This window comes from Cardinium endosymbiont of Culicoides punctatus, assembly GCF_004354815.1.
GTDB lineage: Bacteria > Bacteroidota > Bacteroidia > Cytophagales > Amoebophilaceae > Cardinium.
The window spans coordinates 34,625-58,131 of sequence record NZ_QWJI01000003.1 but is presented as its reverse complement, the minus strand read 5'-3'; the positions used below and the strand labels follow the sequence as shown (position 1 = coordinate 58,131).

The 23,507-nt window shown below is 34.0% G+C and carries 17 protein-coding genes and 2 tRNA genes; 6 read left to right on the top strand and 13 right to left on the bottom strand.

Features of this window, described 5'->3' with window-relative positions:
* Window positions 1–372: 372 nt before the first annotated feature.
* Window positions 373–3,207, bottom strand: coding sequence for a PD-(D/E)XK nuclease family protein (locus tag CCPUN_RS01075; RefSeq protein WP_133281739.1), 2,835 nt, complete (start codon window positions 3,205–3,207; stop codon window positions 373–375).
* A gap of 158 nt (window positions 3,208–3,365) precedes the next feature.
* Complete coding sequence (locus CCPUN_RS01070; protein ID WP_133281738.1) at window positions 3,366–4,295, bottom strand: ankyrin repeat domain-containing protein; 930 nt, start codon at window positions 4,293–4,295, stop codon at window positions 3,366–3,368.
* Window positions 4,296–5,159: 864 nt separating this feature from the next.
* On the opposite strand from CCPUN_RS01070, the gene CCPUN_RS01065 reads away from it, so the two are divergent.
* Complete coding sequence (locus CCPUN_RS01065) at window positions 5,160–6,992, top strand: AAA family ATPase (protein ID WP_133281737.1); 1,833 nt, start codon at window positions 5,160–5,162, stop codon at window positions 6,990–6,992.
* 62 nt (window positions 6,993–7,054) lie between these two features.
* On the opposite strand, the gene CCPUN_RS01060 is transcribed toward CCPUN_RS01065, so the two are convergent.
* Window positions 7,055–8,236, bottom strand: coding sequence for an Rpn family recombination-promoting nuclease/putative transposase (locus CCPUN_RS01060; protein WP_133281736.1), 1,182 nt, complete (start codon window positions 8,234–8,236; stop codon window positions 7,055–7,057).
* Between the two features lie 355 nt (window positions 8,237–8,591).
* A tRNA-Arg gene (locus CCPUN_RS01055) sits at window positions 8,592–8,665 on the bottom strand.
* 98 nt (window positions 8,666–8,763) lie between these two features.
* Between CCPUN_RS01055 and CCPUN_RS01050 the strand changes: the two genes are divergently transcribed.
* The 4 genes from CCPUN_RS01050 (at window position 8,764) to typA (ending at window position 15,790) form a co-directional block, all read left to right on the top strand.
* A complete protein-coding gene (locus CCPUN_RS01050) occupies window positions 8,764–9,420 on the top strand; it encodes an ABC transporter ATP-binding protein (RefSeq protein ID WP_133281735.1) in 657 nt (218 codons plus the stop codon).
* A 13-nt stretch (window positions 9,421–9,433) separates the two neighbouring features.
* Window positions 9,434–10,456: a DNA polymerase III subunit delta gene (gene holA, locus CCPUN_RS01045; RefSeq protein WP_133281734.1), complete on the top strand. Its 1,023-nt coding sequence runs from the start codon at window positions 9,434–9,436 to the stop codon at window positions 10,454–10,456.
* A gap of 244 nt (window positions 10,457–10,700) precedes the next feature.
* Window positions 10,701–13,691 carry a tetratricopeptide repeat protein gene (locus tag CCPUN_RS01040; protein ID WP_133281733.1) on the top strand — a complete coding sequence of 997 codons (2,991 nt, stop codon included), beginning with the start codon at window positions 10,701–10,703 and terminating at the stop codon, window positions 13,689–13,691.
* A gap of 281 nt (window positions 13,692–13,972) precedes the next feature.
* The gene (typA, locus tag CCPUN_RS01035) at window positions 13,973–15,790 is read left to right on the top strand and encodes a translational GTPase TypA (protein ID WP_133281732.1); all 1,818 of its coding nucleotides are present in this window, start codon (window positions 13,973–13,975) and stop codon (window positions 15,788–15,790) included.
* Between the two features lie 158 nt (window positions 15,791–15,948).
* On the opposite strand, the gene accC is transcribed toward typA, so the two are convergent.
* The 9 genes from accC to CCPUN_RS00990 all read right to left on the bottom strand — a co-directional run bounded on the left by accC (window position 15,949) and on the right by CCPUN_RS00990 (window position 22,970).
* Entirely contained in the window at window positions 15,949–17,304 is a 1,356-nt protein-coding gene (gene accC, locus CCPUN_RS01030) for an acetyl-CoA carboxylase biotin carboxylase subunit (RefSeq protein WP_133281731.1), read from the bottom strand.
* A gap of 43 nt (window positions 17,305–17,347) precedes the next feature.
* Window positions 17,348–17,821 carry an acetyl-CoA carboxylase biotin carboxyl carrier protein gene (gene accB, locus CCPUN_RS01025; protein WP_133281730.1) on the bottom strand — a complete coding sequence of 158 codons (474 nt, stop codon included), beginning with the start codon at window positions 17,819–17,821 and terminating at the stop codon, window positions 17,348–17,350.
* Between the two features lies 1 nt (window position 17,822).
* A complete protein-coding gene (gene efp / locus CCPUN_RS01020) occupies window positions 17,823–18,398 on the bottom strand; it encodes an elongation factor P (protein ID WP_133281729.1) in 576 nt (191 codons plus the stop codon).
* Window positions 18,399–18,476: 78 nt separating this feature from the next.
* Window positions 18,477–19,487 (bottom strand): beta-ketoacyl-ACP synthase III, encoded by a 1,011-nt coding sequence (locus CCPUN_RS01015; protein WP_133281728.1) that lies wholly within the window; start codon window positions 19,485–19,487, stop codon window positions 18,477–18,479.
* A 96-nt stretch (window positions 19,488–19,583) separates the two neighbouring features.
* On the bottom strand, window positions 19,584–19,775 hold the full coding sequence (gene rpmF, locus CCPUN_RS01010; RefSeq protein ID WP_133281727.1) for a 50S ribosomal protein L32: 192 nt from the start codon (window positions 19,773–19,775) through the stop codon (window positions 19,584–19,586).
* Between the two features lie 220 nt (window positions 19,776–19,995).
* Window positions 19,996–20,403 (bottom strand): GNAT family N-acetyltransferase, encoded by a 408-nt coding sequence (locus tag CCPUN_RS01005; protein ID WP_133281726.1) that lies wholly within the window; start codon window positions 20,401–20,403, stop codon window positions 19,996–19,998.
* 18 nt (window positions 20,404–20,421) lie between these two features.
* Window positions 20,422–21,414, bottom strand: a complete 993-nt coding sequence (gene trpS, locus CCPUN_RS01000) for a tryptophan--tRNA ligase (protein WP_133281725.1) — start codon at window positions 21,412–21,414, stop codon at window positions 20,422–20,424.
* A 46-nt stretch (window positions 21,415–21,460) separates the two neighbouring features.
* A complete protein-coding gene (gene pssA, locus CCPUN_RS00995) occupies window positions 21,461–22,150 on the bottom strand; it encodes a CDP-diacylglycerol--serine O-phosphatidyltransferase (RefSeq protein WP_133281724.1) in 690 nt (229 codons plus the stop codon).
* A 238-nt stretch (window positions 22,151–22,388) separates the two neighbouring features.
* The gene (locus CCPUN_RS00990) at window positions 22,389–22,970 is read right to left on the bottom strand and encodes a hypothetical protein (RefSeq protein ID WP_204594632.1); all 582 of its coding nucleotides are present in this window, start codon (window positions 22,968–22,970) and stop codon (window positions 22,389–22,391) included.
* Between the two features lie 452 nt (window positions 22,971–23,422).
* Here CCPUN_RS00990 and CCPUN_RS00985 point away from each other — a divergent pair.
* Window positions 23,423–23,496, top strand: a tRNA-Asn gene (locus CCPUN_RS00985).
* Window positions 23,497–23,507 lie beyond the last annotated feature (11 nt).

Sequence of the window (23,507 nt, the reverse complement as noted above, 5' to 3'; positions counted from 1 at the left end):
TTATTTAAACTTATTAAAATATAATATACATTTTTGTATAATACAACTGACATCAAAAATAAATATTTTTTCATTTTTTGCATTTTTTACGTAAAAAAATGTCACAAAATTTTATTTATTATCAACAAAGTATTATTTTTGTAATAAAGCTACCTATAGCAGCATGACTAATTTGAATATTTTATGAATAATGGACATGAACAAATTAGATCATTTCTAAGACGTGTGTTACACTACTTTCTTCTAACTAGCCTGTGTGACTAACTGATCTGACTGTGACCACTAGAGAAGCTATTACGTAACTATTTGAGGAAGTTTGAGATCAAATTCAACAGATTTGCCTTCTTATCGTTATATATCTGAATACCAGCTTTATTCTCGTTGACAAATACCAATATAGGGGCAGTATACACATTTCTCTCTCTCTTCTGTTTGTGTAAAAGCAACCAAAGGATTAAAAATTTCTGAAAGCAGCCGTAGCATCCCTTCTTCAAACTCCTCTACATGTTCCCTAATATCTTTAATGGATATGTACTCTTTAGAACCATTAGGCTGTTGTATGCAAATACTACTAGTAGCTAAGTCTACAAAAAGTGCCTTGACATGCATCAAATATGGCATTATTTTTTTTTGTTTCTCCGTTCTATGAAGGGTGTTAAAGAGCCAAGCATAAAACATCATTTGAAAAATGGCTTTATTTTCTTTTATCTGAGCACGATCAAACAAAGAGGTAATATTGGATATTTTATGATTGGAATCTCCTGTTTTGTAATCAATAATCCGTATAAGATCTTCCTTTTCATCTACTCGATCTATAATGCCACCTAACTGAACATTTCTTTCTGTATCTAAACGTAGTGCAGTAACTAAAGGCTTATCTTTACCTAACTCAACCCCCAATAGTTTAAATGGCACATTTGCATCATCTAATGCCAATATGCGTTTTACAAAATTTTCTAAAATGGAAACAAGCAACATAGCGTTCTTTACTGTATGATCTACATTAGTAGACACATCAGATACAACTGTTTGTATTTCTATTTTTACTTTGGATTTTAATTGGGTAATGATGTGGGCATCAATTTCCATACCTACAAAAGGCTTATACAGTCTTTCCATAATTTCATGTAATAAGCTCCCCAGTTGTACAGTAATATCTTGATCTTTAGTTGCTACAGTTTGTTTTATTTGTAGTACATAAGAAAAATAAAATTGCAACGAACAGTTCAAATAACTAATTAATGCAGAAGGAGTAAGGCTTGAAGATGTTTCTGTTTGCGTTACTAAAAAACGTGCTAATAACTGCATGACTTGATCATTTTTTTGAATGGATATAACAGGTTTTGGCAACGCCAAATAATGTACAGAAAACTTTTGGGATGTAATTTTTAATTTGCTATTATAAAATAATTGTAACAACAATCGACTCATCTCATTTGGTGCCCCCGACTCACTTCGTGATGTAAATAGACAATACGCATTTTGTGCACGTTGTAGCAATCTATAAAACCCATAAGCTGTGAGGCTTTCCAGTTTTTTATCTTCAAGAGGGAGTCCAAAACTATTACGCAAATGGTAAGGGATAAAAGAATTACTAGGCGCTACTTTAGGGAAATTTCCTTCGCTCATATTCAAAAAGAAAATGTTTTCAAAGTTTAAATTATGTGACGCTGCAATATCTACAATATAAAGTCCTGTTGTGGGATTATTCTGGTAAAATGGGATGCTACTTTCCTGTAAATAATTCAGAAGAGATAACCCTGAATGGTTCTCTTCATACCTAACTTTTAAAGAAGGTATGATTTCTAGAAGGTGGTGGATAACGGCCTTATTAAGGGACAGTAATAGCCCATCTGATTCTATAAAGTGCTCATTTATAAAAGTTAATATTTTTTCAAGAAAGTTCAGGAGGCCTGTTTTATGTTCATTAAGCCATAAACCAAATTCCCCTAATTTGATTTTTTCTAAATCAGACACATGTGTGGGAGGGTATGTTAGTATGGATGAGATTTGTGTTTGTATTTCTTCATTAACAAGTGGTTGCAATAGTGCTAGGCTAGCTGTAAAATTACTTAAAATAAGTGTATTATCTGTATACTTAACTGCTGCTGTCTCTTCCCAAATGGCTATCAGCTTTTTTACCAATAGATAAACCACGGTAGCCTTTATTGGATAATTGAACCTAAAATGCAGTGGAATAGATAAAGTAGCTAATGCATTGAGTAAAGGTATAAACAGGGCTGTTCCACTAATCACTATGCCCATTTTATGAGGTGGATGTTTGCATGCTCCTTGATCTGTTTTCTCTTGTAGCATATCTATAACTACCCGAATTTGGGCTATAGTATCACTTACTTCTGTAATAACCATTTTCTTATTAAGATCATTGAAATGGGTATTCGTATCAATGTTAAAACTTTTTCTAAAGACTTCTGTTTCCCTATGTTTGCGTAAATAGTATCCGGCTATATTGATTGGATTATCTATATAATAGGTATCAGTATCCCAGAAAAATGTTACTGGGACAATGGTGCTAAGTTTTTCTATAAACTTTTTTTCTGAAGGGGTAAGCAAGTTAAATCCAGCAAAAATAACTTGATCATATCGCGTAAGCTTTTCCGGAAGATCGCCATCTAACACTTCTCTATAGATAAGCCCTTCATATCCATAATCTTGTTGTATCATTTTTTTTGTAAAAGCATCATATATCAGAGGTAGGTTTTCCTCCAGAAGAGAAGAGAGAGAGCATGGATTGGTTGATAAGTTATGCAATATAACAGATTCATGCTCCAATATAGCATGATTAACAGCTAAAGAGGTTTCATTTTTTTTTTGCTGGATGCATGCTGAAAATAGATTAGACGGATTAACAAGGTAGCTGTCTATCAAATTAAAATCTTGCAAAATGGTAGTACCCCAAGCATAAAATTGATCAAAAGGGACTTCCCTATTTAAAATCAGATTGGTTACCGCATGAAGCTCTTTTAATAAAAACAATTTAGGTAATACAGCCATCTTAGCATCGGAACTCATCATATTATGTAAGGTGCAACAGGAAAATCTATTATTATGTAATTCCTCTCTGTTTAGCAGCTGTTGAAAATAATCTATAGATAATAGTGTAGGAAATACCCAAAGCATATTCTTTTTTGCAGAATCATTCTGATCTATGTTTCGTATAATCTGTAATAAAAAGGGTTGATACATGACACGTTATATTGGTTAATATATTAGTCTGACTAATTGTAGTGGTGGTATAAATATATGATGCTAAGTTGCCCAAGTATTTCCTTTATTTATACTAGCAATTACCATGATTGCAAAAATAATTAAAAAATTACGTTTTATAATGGACTGGAGACTCTTTATTTTAGAGAAAACGTTCTTTGAAAAAAATCTTTGCTTTTATCAAACAAATTATTGTTTTTTAGCAATTTAGTAATTGCTTCGTAATTATTTATACTTTCCAAATCAGATGCAGTTTGTTCTAAGTTGTTTTTTTGATTTTTATTAAGTTTCTTTGAAAGAAGTAGTGCCCTAACACTTTTTAGATCACCATAATTAACTGCCCAATGAAATAATGTGTTTCCATTGGTATCTACTACTGCATTTATATCAGTGTCTTTTATAAGCGCTATTTTAACAGCTTTTTGAATCAAAATTTCAACAACTAATCTATAGCCAAGGCGATCTGCTACTTGGAGAGGAGTATCGTTATTCTTCGTTTTTTTATGTATATCAGCACCATGTTTAAGTAATAAATTAACAATTTCTAAATTACCACTACCTGCTGCTAAATACAATGGAGTACAGCCATCTTGAGTTGTTGCATTTACATCAGCTTCATTTTGAAGTAGTATCTCAACAACGGACTTATAACCTTTTTTAGTTGCCAAATGAATAAGCATCTCCCCTTCAGTATTTATTTGATTCAAAATATTCTTTCTAGATTCTTCAGGAATATATTGAATTAGATTTTTAAGGATTTCTAGATTATCAATACTAGCCCCTAAGTGACAAAAACTGTTTCCATTATTATCTACGATATTTACATCAGCAGCTTTATATTGAAGTAGCAGCTGAACAGCTAATAAATTATCTTGCTTAATTGCTTCATGAAGAAAATTACTCTTATTGTTATCCGTTTCATTTACACCAGCTCCATATTTCAATAATTTTTCAATGAGTATATTATTACCAATATCAATAGCCCAATGAAGAGGAGTAAAGCCTAAGTGATCTCTATCATTAATATCTATTTTTTTCCCACGCATTTTTAGTATCCTTGTATACATGCTCCTATGCCCAAGTATTTTGTCTATTTTCTTTAATTTATTAAACACAACTGCTTTATGAAGTGGAAATTTTTTAGAATTGTTTTGACTGCTAAACGGTGGTGGTACAAATATATGATACTAAATTACTCAAACTAGATTTTATATTTTTGTTTTGATAATGAATATTGTATTGATTTTTTTTGCATAAATAATTCTGTTTTTTGTCTTTGTTAAAGCCATTATTTACTACATCTATGTTAGTGAGGCATTCAGAATAGCTTTCTGTAATGTGTTTGCTTAAAAAAATTAACCACTTTTTATTAAACGACATAAAATACACTCAAGATCAAATACTTATTCCATCATATATTTGTACCACCACCTGCTAAACTTACGTTGAATACATGTCTTTTTCTCTGGATCATCAGATAGAAATATCTCGGGATTTTTATAAAAAAAATCTGCTGTTTTTCCAGTACAACCTGCAATAAAGACATGTAATAAAATTAATACAAAAACACATAAAAATTGTTTATTCAACTTTAATAAATAATTGTTTTTGTACATAAAGTATTATAAAATAGAATTTAAAAAACACAAAAAGACAACTATAACAACCATGTGTAATGGATTTTCTATACAAGTTTAACAAAAATTACTAAATCATGCCTATTGCAGTAGGGCTAACATTCCACAATGATCTTCTGTTACAAGTATCATTTATGTATACTTCTTTATTACTGCCTACATAGCTCATTAAGACATATCGAGCAGTAAAAAACAAATGATTTTAAAAAATGGTGCAAAAAAAACAAAAGTATTGCTGCAGTATTACTGTGTCTTATACTATCTTTATTTTTATGTAAAACACATAAGTATAGTATGAATCAGGATCCAAAAGACTTAGAGAATAAAAGACCATTAGAAGAGGTAGAAATAGAGTCTGATAGCAAAAGGCAGAAATTAACATACACAGGAATTTTACCTATTGGTAAATCTAGCATTGAAGCTGTGATTATGTCAGGATATTATGTAGATAAAACAAAATATGCAGAAACGTTATTTAAAGAAGAAGCTACTGTTTTTCTCTCCCGTCCCCGTAGATTTGGCAAATCCTTATTTGTTAACACATTAGAAGAAATAGCTAAAGGAAATAAAGAACTATTTAAAGGTTACTATATCTATAACTCTGGTTATGATTGGAAAAAACACCCTGTGATTAGGGTAGATTTTTCTAACATGAATAAAAGTTTAAAGCTAGAAGAAGATATCAAAAAGGAGTTATATTTTATAGCTGAAAAATACGGTATTACCTTAAATACAAATTATCCTAAAAAAGATGAACAAAAAGATGATTCCATGGAATCATCTTTAAAAGATTTGATTAACAAACTAGTTATAAAATATACAGAACTTAAAAAGACAGATTCAAGTTATGAACCTAAAGTAGTCGTTCTGGTAGACGAATATGATGCTCCTTTTATCAATCAATCAGATCCAATTATAAAAGAAGAAAACCGTTTAATTGTACGAGAATTTTTAACTGTTATTAAAAGCCTTACTACTAATAACTTTATTAAATTAGAATTTGTCACAGGTGTTAGCTCTTACTGTTTTAGAGATACTTATTCAGGTCCTAACAACTTAAATGATATTACACTTAGTCCAGATTATACAACTATAGCTGGATATAAAGAAGAAGATCTTTTAAATAAGGATTCTGTCTATTATAGACGAATAAGTCAGTTAGCAGAAAAAAGAAATATAAGTAGCAATGTACTAGTTAGTGAAATGCGTGCTATGTATAATGGTTATAAGTTTCATCCTGAAGATGATACGATATCTGTATATAATCCACTGTCCACCCTAATGTTTTTACAACGCGGTGAACTAAATAACTATTGGATTAATACAGGAACACCTACTTTTTTAGTGAAGAAAGTTAATAAATCAAAGACACAAGATTTTAGTAAGCCTATTTCAGTTGTTAGGTCTAAACTGATAGAATATAATGAAGATAAGTTAACTATAGAAAGTGCTATGTTTCAAGCAGGATATCTAACTATTAAGGGATATAAAAATGAATTAGCACAAGGAAAATTAAGACAACCTAATGATCCAATATTACTAGAATTTCCTAATGGAGAGGTTGAGGATTCTTTTCATAATTTATTGTTTGAAGAATTTGAGAAAGATTTAGCATCACAAGGTAAAACGCGTAAACGTTCCATAGTTAAAAAACTGGAAGATATAGATCTAGAAGGTCTTGTTAAAGTTATTAGATCATGCATGTCAAGTATACCTTCTAATTTATCTAATCCAAAACACAATAGAAATGAAGCCTACTACCATACAGCTTTACACTGTTTATTAGAAGGATCAGAACTAAATCCACTTAGTGAACATATTACTAGTGGAGGTAGGATAGATATTGTTATTGACTCATTAAGTGATGTTACCTATATATTTGAATTAAAACATGATCAAAGTTCTAATACTGCTTTAGGCCAGATAGAAGGCAATGATTATAGAGAGAAGTTTCTTTATAAAGAAAAAAATATCGTCCTTATAGGACTTAATTTTTCTAGTAAACTTCGTAATGTTGAACAACAATTCGATTTTGCTATTTACGATGAAGAAGGCAATCAAACTACTAAAGATACTATTCTTGCTAACCGTAAGCATCTACGTGGTAGGGAAGTTAACAGACAATGAGAGGCTTTTGAAAAGCCTCCTCGCCTCAGCCTCCTCTTTCCAAAAGCCTCAACTCCCTCCATCTATTCTTCTGGTTGTTCTCTACGAAATTCCTCCATTACTTCATTTGTAGTATTATTTATATCAGTGTCAGAATCATCACTAAATACATTTTTTATTGCTAATCTTGCTTTTTTAATTGTAGTATCCCTATCTTCATCCAATCCTTCCATAACTACTTTTTTAATTATTTTTCTTTTCCTTTCCTGATTTTTCTGATTAAACTCTTTTTTTGCTTTTTCTTCACCTTCCTTTATACCTTCCTCTCTACCTCTTTTCAATCCTATTTCTTCACCTTCTTTTATAAAAAGATCCCGTTTTTGCTTTTCTCTAACATTTAGATTTGCAATATAGATAATACTACTTCTATATTTATCAATCTCTGCTTCAGTATAATTGCATTTTTTTAATTGATCTATAGCTTTTTTAAGAGAAACATTATTCCCACTTACTTTTTGAACATTTTCTTCAGTCTTAACGTCACCTCGTAAAAGTGCACACCATCTTTCTTCTGTATCCTCAAGATTGTCAATGCTTTTATCAAACTTAGTTACTTCTATGAATACCCAAGATAAATCTTCCAGATCATTTTTATAGGTTTTTGTATCTAAGATACGATACTCCCGTCTATATGCTTTATCATGAATTATTTCCCCAAATTCTTCTAAATCATCTCTAAATAAGTTATGCCCTGCAATAGTTAAGCAAACTACTTTATTAAGACGTTTGTACCCACCACCTTTTTTAAGTTGTTCACTGTATTTATGAGCCGCATAATAGGTTACTCTCTTTTTAAAGAATGCTTGATAACCAAGCTGCATTTCTATTATATAGCGGTTTCCTTTTTTATCTCTTACAAGAATATCTAAATACGTTACTTTAGGCTTCCTTCCAGAAGATATATTTTCAGTATTCTCAAAGCTTTCTACTTCAATAATATTACCTCCTTTTAATTCTAGTATGCTATTTAAAAAACTAGCAGTCACCTCCTTATCTGTATTGAATATTCTCTTAAAAGTAACATCATTTTTAGGATCTAAATACTCAGGGACATCATATACTCTAGAAGCAGAAGGAGCAGATCTCTTATGTGAATTTCTAATTCTATCAGAAACGCTATCACCTTTTTTCATCTCTAAACTATGCTTATTACAAGCAGTAAGCACCACTAATAAAAGAGGTATGAGTTTACATAACTTATTCATTATATTTTTTTTTAAAACACTAGTTTTTTGCCGCTCGATATATCTTAATGAGCTATGTAGGCAGTAATAAAGAAGACTACATCAATGATACCTGTAACAGGTGTATCATCATCTTTCATGAAAACAGATCAGGCTATATCTTTTTAGTTACACTACAAATCTACAAAGATATTTACAGATTTTCATGTTGTTCATATAAGACGAAATTGAATAATTAATATTTTTGTAGTTATGTTACTAACTGCAACTTATTTTATTCAACCATGAAAGTTACTACACAAAGCTATGGTTAATTTTTAATTAATAGGAGGACCTACGCAACAGGTCTAATATGTTTCGAAAGAAGTCTCATATGTGCGCTCGGAAGGACTCGAACCCTCAACCTTCGGAGCCGAAATCCGACGTTCTATCCGATTGAACTACGAGCGCAAAATCCATATATTGCATAATGCAAAGCTAGGGCTTAGGCATAATAGACAGAACAGGTAAAAATACAAAAAATTATTCATGTACATGATATTTAGCAGATGCTTATAGCTAAAGAACTTTGTAAGTCTTATGACCAATATATGATCATTAATGACGTTAATCTGCGTATTAACAAGGGAGAAATGGTGGCCATTATGGGACCATCTGGTGCTGGAAAGACTACCTTACTATACCTTCTATCCTCATTAGAAAAGCCAGACAGTGGTTTTGTGGAAATAGATGGGATTGACCTTTCCAAGCTACAAGGAAAGACATTAGCCGAATTTCGGAATAAAAAAGTAGGATTTGTATTCCAATTTCATAATCTTTTGCCAGAATTTACCCTATTTGAGAATATTTGTATACCTGGGTATATTGGAGGATGCGCAAAAAAAGAAGTAGAAAAAAAGGCAAATGAATTGTTATGCCTACTAGGAATTGATCACCGCAATAATCATTTACCATCAGAAATTTCAGGGGGAGAACGACAACGTGCAGCTGTAGCTAGGGCATTAATTAATAGCCCATCTATTGTTTTTGCTGATGAACCAAGTGGTAGCCTTGATTTAAAAAATGCATCTATGCTGCATGAAGTCTTTTTACATTTGTGCAAATCCTTCAAACAGACGTTTGTTTTTGTAACGCACAACCAATCTCTTGCAGCCATTGCAGATAGAATCTGCACACTCCAGGATGGAGTAATACAATCACCATAAAGTTTTGCTAAATATGAGTCAATCCGCTGAACGTGTTTTACAAGAGTTACAAAAAGGTATTTTTCATCCCGTGTATTTCGTCCAAGGAGAGGAAACTTACTATATAGATGCTATTACGGAATATGCGGAAAACCAAATACTGCATCTAGAAGAGAAGGGCTTTAACCTAACAGTTGTTTATGGGAAAGAATGTAATATGGCCACTTTATTAACCCAAGTACGTCGCTTTCCTATGGGGGCAGCAAGGCAAGTGGTCATTGTCAAAGAGGCACAAGAAATGGCAGATTTAAAAAATGCTACTGGTCAACAGCTATTACTAAATTATTTAGAACACATCCAACCGGCAACTTTATTGATATTTTCACATAAATATAAAACTATAGATGGACGTAGTACTTTTAGCAAAGCATTAGAGAAGAAAACCGTTTTTGTAAACTGTAAAAAACTAAGTGACCACCAGTTACCTACTTTTATTAAATCTTTTGTAAAGAAGTTGCAGCTGACTATAACAGAAAAAGCAGCCTGGATGACCCAAGAATTCATTGGAAATAACCTGAATAGAATCACCAATGAACTCCAAAAACTAAGCATTAGTCTCCCTGCTGGTAGCACCATCACTGATGAAATTGTAGAAAGATATATAGGCTTACAGAGGCCTTTTAATGTATTTGAATTGCAAAAAGCCGTTATGCAAAAAAACTATGCAAAAAGCTACCAGATTATTAGCATTTGTTCATTAAATATAAAGGAACACACTGCATTACCCATCGTCACCGTTTTATATAACCTCTTCTCGAAATTACTCATCTTACACCAAACAAAAGAAGCTTCCCCAACTAAACTGGCTCAACAAATTGAAGTCAATCCCTATTTTGTACAAGGATACCTAGATGCTACTAAAAAGTATAGCTTACAACAAACCCTTCAAAATATGACCTATATTCATCAGGCTGATTTACAACTAAAAGGAATTAACTGTAATATGAATGATTTCCAAGTTATGCAAGAGCTGGTTTTTAAACTCATGCATGAATAAATGCCTTTGCAAGGCAACGAAAATGCATGCATAAAAGGCATGGGGGATGTAGCTTATGTAATGATTCATTTATTATCATAAATCCTTATTTTGCGTAAGTAGTGGATGGTGCTAGATTTGATAGCATGGCTATGGTTGTATACATGTAGTGTTATTTTTGAGTATTTATAAAAAATGATTGTAAATAGCCATAAATAGTACCGAATGTATTTTATTTAGTATATTATCTTGAAAACATTTGTAAATGAAACAGTTAATACGTTTTTCTATTTTAATAATAGCCTTATCAATCATTGCACCTCATCAGGGATATGCTGCACATCACTTCGGTAATCAGGAAAATGAAATTCTTTTTGATGAGGGTATTTGGCTGTTTCGACAGCAGAAATATTCAGCAGCTCAGAAAAACTTTGAAATATATTTAGCCAGTAGTGGGAAAAAATATAGAAAAGAAGAGGCTGCCTATTATTTTGCCTTAGCAGCCTTAGAAAATAAAGATCCTTACATAGAAACATTTTTACAGCATTTTATAAAAAACTATCCCAACCATACGCAAATAGAACCAATGCGCTATCGCTTAGCAAAATACTTCTTTACAAAAGGTATTTTTGACAAAAGCCTGTCTATATATCAAAGCGTTAAGCCCGAACAATTAGCTCTACAAGATAGGATTGCATTGCCATATGACTTAGCCAATACCTATTTAAAATTAAAAAACTGGCTGAAAGCAAAAGAATGTTTTTCAAACATAACGGATAAAAATAACCCCTATTATTATAAAGCACAATTTCAAATTGCCGTTATTGCCCTCGAAGAAGGAGATTATGACCATGCACTCCAAGCACTTCAGGAGTCAAGTAAACACCCGAATAACCTGGCTGAATCTAGAAGCTTAATCCTAAAAGTATATCACCAAACAAAAGCGTTTGAACCATTACTTACTTATGCCAAGCATTTTCCAAAATCATCTTTTTCATCAGAAGATCAACTTCTTATTGCGGATGCCCACTTTTTTCTTGAGCAATATCAAGAAGCAATAATGTACTACCAACCATATCTCAATACCAATAAATTAGATAGAGGAAGCACCACGAAGCTTGGACATGCTCTATATGCAACACAACAATACCCACAAGCATTGGCTTGTCTGAAGCAATTGTACGATATAGAAGATGGACCTGGTCAAGTTGCCATCTACTATATTGGTTTGATTTATGAAAAAAATGGAATGTTCCAAGAGGCTATAGAAGCTTTTTCTACTACTGAGCGACTGCCTTTTGACTCCGATATACGTGATGCCGCCTGCATAAAACGCGCTGGTATCCGCTATCAACAAGGATTGGTTTCAGAAGTACTACATGATATGAAGATATTTATCACAGACCATCCAGACAGTAAAAAACTTTCAGTAGCTCAAACACTTCTTGTACAATGTTATTACAAAACAAAGGCGTATCAACAAGCACTAGACTATATAGCAACATTGCCTTATAAAAATGAAAAAATACTAAATTTATACCAAAAAGTACTTTTTTACCAAGGTCTAACATCATACAACAATGGGAAATTAGATGAAGCTGTAGCTTATTTTAAGCAATCTTTACTATTTCCTTTTAAGGTGTCTTTAATTGCACAAGCTCAATTTTGGTTAGCAGAAACTTTTTCAGCCCTTGAAAAACATAATAAGGCATTAAAGTTTTATGTAAAATTGCAACAGCACAGTAACTTACATAGTCTATATCATCAAAAGATGATATATGGTTTAGCATATGCCTATTTTAATACTGGAGATTATACAACTGCAGCCCAAAACTTTAAGACATATATATCTGTCACACAACAGCAACCTTCTGCTGCCTATTATGATGCTATGCTTCGGTTGGGTGATTGCTTTTATGTAAAGAAAAATTATGCAAAAGCCCTGGAAATTTATGAAAATGCTTACCAATACAATCCTGCCTGTGTGCGTTATCAAGAAGCATTAATCTATGGATTATTGGGGGAGAATCTTCGTGCTGAACAATGTCTCCAAGAGGTGATTCGTGACCACGTACAAACCCAATACTATGAAAAAGCACTTTACCATGAAGCCTGTACTATATTTAATGCAGGTAATTATGACCATGCTATTCAAAAATTTAGCTATCTCATGCAGGTTAAACCAACAAGTTCACTACAGCCAGACTTATTGATGAAGCGTGCACTAGCCTATGAGAACCTAAAAAAATATGACAAAGCTACTTTGGACTATGTAGCTATTTTGGAGCAATATCCAACCCATTTAAATACAGAAAATGCCCTTATAGCTTTATCTAACCTGTTTGCTATGCAAGGAACACCTGAAAAAATGGAAGTCTATCTAAAGCAACATGACGGCATAGCCCAACATATAGCCATTGACTCTGATAAACGTATTATGGAAGTTTCCAGAAAACTTTTCTATACGCAAGAATATGATAAAGTCATAAAGCAATTAATCTCTTTTTCTGAAAAATACCCTGATAGTCAATTTCTTACAGAGTCTTATTTCTTCATAGCAGAAAGTTACTATAGACTACAAAAAAATACCCAGGCTATGCATTACTATAGAAAAGTAACAGCTGCGAGTGTAAGTAATTTTCATGTAAAAGCATGGTTGAGAATGGCTGATATGGCTTACAAAAATAATAGACTTCAAGAAGCTTTGATCGGTTATCAAAAATTACAGAAAATGCAACTCAGCAATAGGGAATATGAAAGAGCTTTGATGGGCTTGATAAGGAGTAGTTTTAAATTAAAAAAATATCAAATTACCACAGCTACCTGTCTGCAGTTATTAAACAATCCCAAAGAAGCATCTGTAGAAATGCTGCAAGAGACTGCTCTTTATTTAGGAAAGATTGCCCTAAAACGTGAAGAATACAAAAGTGCTCGAAGCCATTTCTTAAAAGCCAATACACCTTTACATACCCCAACTGCTGCAGAAGCACAATACTTGCTAGCGCATGTAGAGTTTAAGTTAAAGGCTTACAAAGCCTCATTAAACGCATTATTTGAGCTTGTAGAAAAATTTCCATGCAATAAAAATTATATAGACAATGCCTTTCTCTTGATGGCAGACAATTACATAATGTTAGGAAACATTACGCAAGCAAAAGCAACATTAGACTCGATTATTAAGCAGTCTAAAAACAAAAAAAATATTGAAATCGCTAAGAAAAAAAAGGCAAAAGTTTTATCTAGTCAACCTCGATAGCATGGCTTAGAAGCCAGTATCACTAAATACGATCATCGTAAGATTTGATGATATCGTTTTTATTTTTTTGTTAAAAGACCTATTGTTTCTAGGCAAGTTGCCATAATCTCATTACCTTTGTACAAGGTGCGTTTGATCTTTTTGTGTCCTACAACCCTATACAAGGGGTTGAAACAAATAAAAAATTAAAGAGACGCAACAAAACACCTTTTGGCACTAAGGTAAAGTTATTCAATATAACATTAATTAAAAGGCTGATAACCATATTTAAATAATATTCAATGCAACCATTACGTAATATTGCAATTATAGCACACGTTGACCACGGGAAAACAACATTATTAGACAACTTGTTAAAACAAAGTGGCACATTTAAAGCACACCAAGAAGTAGCTGAGCGTGTCATGGATTCAAATGATTTAGAAAAAGAACGTGGTATTACTATTGTTGCTAAATGCACTTCATTAATCTGGGAAGACACCCGCATCAATATTGTTGATACTCCCGGACACGCCGATTTTGGTGGAGAAGTAGAAAGAATTTTAAGTATGGTAGATGGTGTTGTCTTATTAGTTGATGCGGCAGAAGGGACCATGCCCCAAACTAAATTTGTTTTAGGCAAAGCGCTTAAACTAGGATTGCGTCCTATTGTTTTGGTGAATAAAATTGATCGATCAGATGCTAGACCGAGAGAGGTTGAAGATGAGATTTTAGAGCTTTTTATGGCACTTGATGCTACAGAAGAGCAGCTAGATTTTCCCATTGCCTATGCTTCTGGAAGGTCTGGATGGGCTAGTAGAACATTAGATGGAGAACGTAAAGATCTATCCCCTTTATTTAGTCTTATTCTAGAACATGTACCTACCCCTAAAGTAGATCTAACTGCAGATTTTTCTATGCTTATATCCGCTAGAGAATATGACCCTTATCTAGGCCGTATGCTTACAGGGCGGATCTTTACAGGGAGTCTCAAGGTACAACAAGCGGTAAAAGTACTCAATAAAGACAACGGATTGGTAGAAAATGGGAAAATTGTAAAAATTATGGCTTTTCGAGGTATGGAGCGTGTACCAATCGAAGAAGCGCATGCTGGTGACATTGTAGCCATTGCAGGAATGCAATCTGCTAACGTAGCTGATACCATTTGTGCACCTACACTTATGCAAGCCTTGCCTGCATTGCCGATAGATCCTCCTACGCTAGCTATAAACTTTTCAGTAAATGACTCCCCTTTAGCAGGAACGGAAGGGAAGAAGGTAACCTTTAATGCTATACGAGACCGGCTTATGCGTGAATTAGAATCAAATGTATCCATTCAGGTAACAGAAAGTGAGCGCAAAGATTCTTTTGAAGTAGCTGGTCGTGGTGAATTACAGTTAGGAGTCCTCATAGAAACTATGCGGAGAGAGGGATTTGAGTTGTCTATTAGCAGACCACGTGTATTAATAAAGCAGGGTACTAATGGAGAAAAATTAGAACCTTTAGAAGAAATTCAAATAGAAGTAGATGACGAATTCACAGGTGCAGTCATTGAATCTATGAGTTTAAGGAAGGCCGAAATAAAAGATATGCGACCAACAGGAGGTGGCAAAACACGAATCACTTTTATAGGCCCATCACGTGGTTTAATTGGGTATTATGGTAATTTTCTTACTGAAACCCGTGGAACTGGTGTTATGAATAGGACCTTCCATAGCTACAGTACGTACCGTGGTGCCATTTCTGGAAGACGCAATGGCGTATTAATCTCAATGGGATCTGGTGATGCGGTAGCCTATGCGCTAGGAAACTTAACAGATCGAGGTAAGATGTTTATTGCTCCCGGAGAAAAGGTTTATGGCGGCATGATTGTAGGAGAACACAACAGAGATAATGATTTAGAAGTAAACATACTCAAAGGAAAGCAACTTACTAATATGCGTGCATCTAGCTCTGATGAAACCATTCGACTAAGCCCTCCTATTGTGATGACACTAGAAGAAGCTATTGCTTATATCAAAGATGATGAGCGGGTAGAAGTCACACCACAATCAATTAGACTCCGAAAGGTTTTTTTAGATCCCAATGAGAGAAAAAGGGCTGCAAAATCTCAAAGCTAATAATGCATCAACTTTCAAGTATTGCTTAGGAGAAAACATCTTAATAGGTCTTTGTAAAAGAGAAACTATTAAGTTGTCCAAAATTGTTCTTAGGCCAATTCTAGCTCACTGTACGCTTTCATGGCGTACAGAAAAAGTTGGGATGAATCAGATGCTACCTAGTCTGGATGCTTAAGCTGTGAAAAATCGAAAGTCTCTAAGAATTGCGTGGTAAAGTTTCCTTGTCGAAATGCTTCATTATCCATTAAAGCAAGATGGAAAGGTATAGTTGTTTGAATACCTTCTACGATAAATTCTTCTAGTGCTCTTTTCATTTTGGCAATAGCATCTATACGTGTAGCTGCGCGGACAATAAGTTTTGCAAGCATGGCATCGTAATTAGAAGGAACCACATAACCAGCATAAATATGACTAGCAATAGTCACACCTTGTCCTCCTGGAAGATGGAGTTGGGTAATTTTTCCAGGAGATGGCCGAAAATTATTAAAGGGATCTTCTGCATTAATACGAACTTCTATAGCATGTTCATGGGGATAAACACTAGAAACATCTAATGGCTTACCGGCGGCTATTTCAATTTGGGTTCTCAGTATATCAAAACCAGTAACAGCTTCTGTAACAGGATACTCTACTTGAATGCGGGTATTCATTTCCATAAAGTAGAAGTTTCGATGTTTATCTACCAAAAACTCCACAGTACCTACGCCTTCATAGCCTATAAAGCTTACTCCTTTTATAGCTGCTTCTGTCATTTTTTTGCGTAGTTCATCCGTTATAAACGGAGATGGAGCTTCCTCTACCAATTTCTGATGTCTGCGTTGAATAGAGCAATCACGCTCAGATAAGTGTATTACTTTTCCATATTGGTCTGCAACGATTTGAATCTCAACATGACGTGGATCTTCAATGTATTTTTCTAGGTAAAGGCCATCGTTACCAAAGGAGGCAAAAGCTTCTTTTTTAGCCTCTGTCCATTTTTGTTGAAATGCATCAGGTGTATAAACCAACTTAATGCCTTTTCCTCCACCCCCTGCAGTTGCTTTAAGCAAAACAGGGAAGCCTATTTCATGGGCTAAGCGAATACCTTCTTCAACAGACTCTAGCAGCCCATCAGATCCTGGAACAGTAGGTACGCCGGCAGATCGCATGCTTTCTTTAGCAGTAGATTTGTCTCCCATCTTACTAATTACGGTCGAAGAAGGACCTATAAATTTGATGCCATACTCTTCACAAGAACTTGAAAATTTTTCATTTTCAGCTAAAAAACCATATCCTGGGTGAATCGCATTGCTATTGGTGACCTCAGCAGCTGCAATAATAGATGGAATAGATAAATAAGATAAACTACTAGAGGGTGGACCAATACAGACTGCCTCATCTGCAAAACGCACATGGAGGCTATCCCTATCAGCGGTAGAATATACGGCAACAGTCTTAATACCCATTTCTTTGCAAGTGCGAATGATACTTAGGGCAATCTCTCCACGATTTGCAATTAATATTTTTTGAAACATAAATCAATATGTATGTTAATATGTATGAAGCTCATTGAGCAGCCTAAGCAGGATCAACAAGGAAAAGAGGTTGATCATATTCCACAGGAGAAATATCATCGAGTAATACTTTAACAATTTTGCCATTGATCTCTGCTTCTATTTCATTATATAGTTTCATAGCTTCTATGATGCAGAGCTTTGTGCCCTTTGTAATACTATCTCCTACTTGTACAAAAGGGGGCGCATCAGGGTTGGGAGATCTATAAAATGTGCCCACCATTGGTGATTTAATGGTTATATAATTTGCTTCACCAATATGGTCTGCTCCCATTGTAGTTGGATGAGTATCAACAGAAACTATTGGTACATTAGGAACAGAAGGAAGAAGGCTAGTAGGCGTAGAAGAGGTTATGTATTGAGGAACTGGTATGCTTCTTTTAATATGAATTTTAATGGCCTCTGTTTCAATACTAACTTCTTCTAATCCTGATTGGGTAATAAACTCAATTAACTCTTGAATTTCTGTTGTTTTCATTTTACTTTTTTTGTTCAGTTACACGTTCTACATAGAGTCCTGTACGGGTATCTATTTTGACAAAATCATCACTGTTTATAAACAAAGGCACTCTAATTTCTACACCTGTTTCTAGGGTTGCTGGTTTGAGTGACTTAGTGGCTGTATCACCTTTAATACCTGGTTCTGTATAATTAATCTGTAATGTGACAGATACAGGTAGTTCACAACTTAGTACAATATTTTCATCCGTATAGTACAAAACTTCTACATGTTGACCTTCTTTTAAGAACTGTGGGGTATTGATCAATGATTGTTCAATAGCAATTTGTTCGAATGTTTCCGTATGCATAAAGTTATAGCCTGTACCATCTTTATAAAGAAATTGATATGGCCTACGTTCTACACGAACTACATTTATTTTGACTCCAGCATTAAATGTATGATCAATTTGTTTATCTTTTGTTAAGCTTTTCAACTTTGTTCTAACAAAGGCAGCGCCCTTACCTGGTTTTACATGTAGGAATTCTAAAACAGTATAAATGTCATTGTTTAATACTATACAGAGGCCGTTTTTAATATCGCTTGTATTTGCCATTATATCTTATTGTTTAATCTAACTTGTATCCCCTCCTGGAATACATTTTAATGGTTGCTATTTTGTTCAAAAACAAGCCTATTCAAAGCCATCATAGGCCCAAGTCATATAGGTAGCTCCCCAGGTAAACCCTCCGCCAAAAGCTGTTAAAATCAACTTGTCTCCTTGTTTTAATTTGTTTTCATATTCCCATAAACAAAGTGGAATAGTAGCTGCTGTGGTATTTCCAAATTTATCTATATTCAACATTACCTTTTCAATAGGTATACCTGCACGGTCAGCAACCACTTGTAATATACGTTTATTAGCTTGATGTGGCACTAAATAGGCAAGCTCTTCTGCTGTAAGATTGTTTTTAGCCATTATATCCAGTACTACCTGTGACATGGCGGTAACGGCTGTCTTAAATACGGCTTGACCTTCCTGATAAATGTAATGTTGTTTTGCATTCACTGTTGCATGCGAAGCAGGCAATCTGCTTCCCCCTGCCTTTTGATAGAGCAAATTTTGTCCTATTCCATCTGTTTTACAGATGGAGTCTAAAATGCCATAGTCGTCATGAGCATCACCGGCTGTCACAAGTACTGCGCCAGCACCATCTCCAAAAAGAATACAAGTAGCTCTATCTGAATAGTCCGTAATGGACGACATTTTATCTGCTCCCACAACAATTGCTTTTTTTGCTCTTCCTGAGGCGATAAACTGTGTTGCGGTATCTAGTGCATAAAGAAATCCAGAACAAGCAGCTTGTAAATCGTAACTAAAGGCATTAATGGCCCCCACAGCATGGCTTATAATATTGGCTGTTGCTGGCGTAATCATATCTGGCGTAATGGTAGCACATATAAGTAGATCAACAGTTTGTGGATCTGTTCCCGTCTTTTGCAACAAGCCCTGCACTGCATTTATACCCATAAACGAGGTACCTACTCCTTCTTCTTTTAAGATACGTCTTTCTTTAATTCCGGTTCTAGTAGTTACCCATTCATCACTGGTATCTACCATTCGTTCTAACTCATTATTGGTTAGCGCATAACTTGGTACATATCCATGTACTCCAGAGACAACAGCACGTTTAGTTTCTTTCATCTACTATCACTTTAGTAAAATGCTTGCATAACACTGCCCTCTATTCATATAACCACCAAAATCGTTATAGAAAGAGAACAGTGATGGTAGACAAAATTAGTTTAATGGCTCTTTAGATATTACTACCCTCCCTTTGTAATACATTTTATCTTCATGCCAAAATGCACGGTGTGGTGTATGTACTACACCAGTAACAGGACAGACAACAAGAGCTGGCATTGCAAGCTTAATATGTGTCCTTCTTTTATTTCTTCTAGATGCTGATGATCTTTTCTTTGGATGTGCCATGTTTTATAACAATTAAATTACTATTTTTTCAGCATGATAGGCTATGCTTCTCCTACGCCACAACATCTCTTCATGGGACATGTCGGGATAACAAATTTACAAATAATTTTCATGGTGACGAAATCGTTACATAATGTTACGAGCAAGTATCAGCATAAGATTCTTGCAACCATGTTTTTCATCATCACATATTGAACAGATACTCCATTTTCGAACGATATTATAATATTTTTGATAAAAATATACAAGATGACCCATTGGCATATCCTGGCCTAATAAAGTCAATAATATACCCTAATTTCTCATAAAATTTTTGAGCGCCTAAAAAAGTCATGGTAGAAACTGTTGCTATTTTACATTTATTTTCACGGCCAAGTTGATGCACGCGTTCCATAAGTTGACGTCCTAGTCCCAATTTACGGCAGTCAGGAGCCACCCATAGTTGGTCTGTATAAATTGCACCATACATAAAGAATCCATCTAACCCTGCTCTTATTTTATTGTTCTTATCTCTTAAGAAGAAACCAAAAGGGGCAACATATTTAAAACCAGTAGCTTCTTTATTGAGCTGATCATTCAAAAAATTAACATCTTCAGTGCTTGGATTAGGTGTATATTCGATATGCATACTGTTTTTGTTTTTATGTTAAAAATATTTAATACCAATAGCTGTTCGAACCATCTCTATAGTTTCCTTAGCAAGCTCTCTTGCTTTTTGCGTCCCTTCTAGCAGTAACTCTCTTACTTGATTATTATCAATTCGATCTCTGGCTACTCGAATAGGTTCTAATAAAAGTTGAAGACTATCATTTAATATATTTTTTATCACCATATCTCCTAATCCACCTCGTCTATAATCCTCTTTGAGGGACTTAACCTCTTCTTTATTGCAATGAAAAGCATCTAAATAGGCAAAAACAACATTCCCCTCCACACAGCCAGGATCACTAACCCTAATATGATTTGGATCTGTATACATTTGAAAAACTTTCTGTTTAATCTCTTGGGAAGAGTCTGATAGAAAGATGGCATTGGATAATGATTTGCTTGCTTTGGACTTCCCATCTATACCGACTAGTCTTGGTGTATTACTTAAAATAGCTTTGCATTCTTTAAGGACATCTTTATTGTAAATCCTATTAAACCGTCTAACAATTTCATTTGTTTGTTCGATCATAGGTACCTGATCGTTTCCTACTGGAACAAATTCTGCCTGAAATATAGTAATATCAGCAGCTTGACTAATAGGATAACAAAAAAAGCCAACAGGAATAGCATCGTTATAACCCTTTTGCTGAATCTCGCATTTTACAGTGGGATTACGCTCTAATCTACCTAATGTAACCAAGTTTAAATAATAGATGGTTAATTCTGCTATTTCGGGTATTTGAGACTGAATCAAAATAGTTGTTTGAGTGGGATCAATACCAACGCTTAAATAATCTTTAGCAACTTCAATGATATTCTGAGTTATTTTATGCGGATTGTCAAAATTATCTGTTAATGCCTGCACATCTGCAATCATGATATACTGGTCATATTCATGCTGCAGTCTAATTCTGTTTTGTAGGGAACCAATATAGTGACCTAAATGGAGTTTGCCCGTTGGTCTATCACCTGTTAAGATTTTCTTTTTCATACTGGCTCAACGTTTATATAATAAACAATACTGGCTGGGGGGTATATTACTTTTTAAAAAAAGTAAATAAAGCAACCAAAATATAGAGTAAAATTCCTAAAAAAACGCCTACAGATTTTAGTAAAACTACTAAGCATAACAGTAAGGTAATTAAAAAGTAGGAACCTTTATTTTTTTGGAATTCGATTGCACTAGATTTAAAAGCTATGAATTCAATAGGAGATACCAACAGATAAGACAAAAGCATAGCTAGTAACGGTAATGCAAATGGCCATGTTAAGGCATTATATAGCCAAGGGAAGCACTCTTGTCGTTCTAAAACCATAGGTAAAGCTGCTATAGCCATGGCATTTGCTGGTGTAGGGAGCCCTATAAAACGATCTATCTGTCTCTCATCAACATTAAATTTTGCCAATCTGAGTGCAGAAAATACGACAATCAACAAGGCAGCGTAGGGTCGATATGGACAGGTTTCATAGGTTTTAATGAGCGTATACATGATACTTGCTGGCACCATACCAAAAGTGATTAAATCTGCTAATGAATCTAATTGTTTTCCAATCGGTGATTGCGCATGAAGTATTCTAGCGAAGAATCCATCTAAGAGATCAAAAAAAGCCCCTATAAAAACGCAATAGGCAGCATATACTAGTTGCTCATTTAAAGCCAACACGGTGCCTATAACGCCACAAATAAGGTTAAATATAGAGAACAAATTAGGGATATATCTTTTCATAATGCTGTTTTAAGGTAACAAATAAATCCAAAATACCACTGCAAGGCAATGAATTTGAGTGATTGAAATCACTATGCTTTGCTTCTTACTAGCACAGTCTTAATTTCGGCATTTTTTTGTATCAATCAAAATCTATGGATCGGGATGGGACCCTATTAAGTGGTCCAAAATATAGAATTGCCGAGGATATCCCCAGGCCATTCTATATCTCAATCGAACGGAAACAATTTTATTTTTTTTACTGTTTCCAAATTACTTTAAGGGACTCAATGGTGTTACCTTGCTTGTCTGTAATAGAAATAGTATACTCTACTTCTGAGCTGTGAGGTTTTATATTATATACTCTCCCTGTTCTAAGAGAGCTTAAAACAGTTTCCCCATTCCCATTATTTATACAAGCCTTTAAGTTTTCATAAAGTGCATTACATGTAATGCTCATTTCATCATGATTCGTTGTTAATGTACTAGTTCCTTTTGTTGGATAGATATTTATCTTACAATCATGAAGATATTCTTGGTCCTGTTCTGGAGTACAAGAAGCTTGAATAGTAAATGATTTTTCGTTTCCAGATAAATAAAGTATGTTTTCGTACTCATGACCAATAAAAAACAAAAAAATTGGCTTAGGCTGTAGTACATTATTGCTATGGCCTGATGCTTGAGATTGTGATTGTGATACATTATTGCTCATATTAATGGGAAAATCATTTCTTGCATTTACTTTATTTCCTGCACTATTACAAGCAGATAAATTAAAAGCTGACACTAAAGCCAAGGTTTTGAGTGTATGTATAACCATACTTTTTTTATTGCTTTTCATAAATAATTTTAAGATAGTAATTCAAATATTAAACATATGACAATATAAAACAATAATGTTGAGATTTTCCTATTATACCTAATATAGACCTGTGTTCCTAGTTATTAGTTTTTGGAGTAAAAAACGTTAAAATGGAGGATGCATTATGCATTTAGTACTCAGAAAGGGCGTAGAAATAGTTTTCGGAAATGCAACTCTATTATTTATGCGATACTTGCCAACAGATGAGTCTCAAAGTTGGTTTCGAAATTCTGAATTTTTCAGTCCACCAACAAAACAATAATTTGTTTGATAAAAGCAAAGATTTTTTTCAAAGAACGTTTTCTCTAAAAAAGAGCATCTTTTTTAAATGTCGGATTATGAATAAATCAAAAATTTTTCGCAGAAAATAGGCTGAGTGTATTGTTTTTACAGAAAAAAATTGTAAAATTGTAACTGATAAGCATTTCAATTCCTCCTTAGCTCAGTTGGTTAGAGCATTTGACTGTTAATCAAAGGGTCGCTGGTTCGAGTCCAGCAGGGGGAGCTTTATCTACT